The sequence below is a fragment of the Ideonella azotifigens genome, assembly GCF_006519715.1.
GTDB lineage: Bacteria > Pseudomonadota > Gammaproteobacteria > Burkholderiales > Burkholderiaceae_C > Ideonella > Ideonella azotifigens.
Genome location: NZ_VIDT01001199.1, coordinates 1 through 1,004 on the forward strand (window position 1 = coordinate 1; position 1,004 = coordinate 1,004).

General features: G+C 70.0%; 1 protein-coding gene. It reads left to right on the forward strand.

The genetic code is table 11. From position 1 onward, the window contains the following. A partial coding sequence (gene glcF / locus FKP22_RS31585) for a glycolate oxidase subunit GlcF (RefSeq protein WP_141292093.1) occupies positions 1-806 on the forward strand: 806 nt, incomplete at its 5' end. Positions 807-1,004 lie beyond the last annotated feature (198 nt).

A 1,004-nucleotide genomic window follows, 5' to 3' on the forward strand; every position in this document is an offset into this window, starting at 1 on the left:
GGCCTACGCGCCAGCACCCGCGCAAGGTGCTGATGCTGATGGGCTGCGTGCAGCCTGGGCTGATGCCCAACATCAATTCGGCCACCGCGCGCGTGCTGGACGCCGCCGGCATCCAGACCGTGGTGGCCGACGAGGCCGGCTGCTGCGGCGCGATCCGCAGCCACCTGAATGACCACGAGGGCGGCCTCAACGACATGCGCCGCAACATCGACGCCTGGTGGCCGCTGGTCGAGGGTTTGGGCGGGGACAGCAAGGTCGAAGCCGTCGTGATGAACGCCAGCGGTTGCGGCGTCACCGTGAAGGCATACGGCCATGCGCTGGCCGGTGACGCGGACTATGCCGACAAGGCCGCGCGCATCAGTGCGCTCACGCGTGACCTCAGCGAGCTGCTGCCCGACCTGGTGCCTCGGCTGCAGCCGCTGCTGCAAGGCCGGCTCACGCGCGAGCAGCAGGCGGCCGGCAAGCCGGTGCCGCTGGCCTACCACCCGCCTTGCACGCTGCAGCATGGCCAGCAGCTGCGTGGCGGCGTGGAAACCCACCTGGCCGCGCTGGGCTTCGACCTGCGCACCGCGCCGGTGGACAGCCACCTGTGCTGCGGCTCGGCCGGCACCTACGCCATCCTGCAGCCCGAACTGTCGGGCCAACTGCGCGAGCGCAAGCTCAAGGCCCTGGCCGGTGCGCCGGGCGACACCATCGTCTCCGGCAACATCGGCTGCATCCAGCACCTGGGCGCGACCAGCGCGCGGCCGGTGCGGCACTGGGTTGAGGTGCTGGACGATGCGTTGAGTGCCGCCATCGGCCAATGAAGCACCCGATGAACCTGACTTATTCACACGATCGCCCCCTGTTGGTGCGGCCCTGGCTGGCATAAAGTCGGGCGCAGCATTGCGGAGGGCGTGCAGGTGAGGCAGCAGCAGGATCGGCCATGCCAGCGCCGGGCAGGGTGGCACCAGGGGGTGGGCTTTTGGCTTGGCGGGATAGCGCTGGCCTTTGCAGGCAGCGCC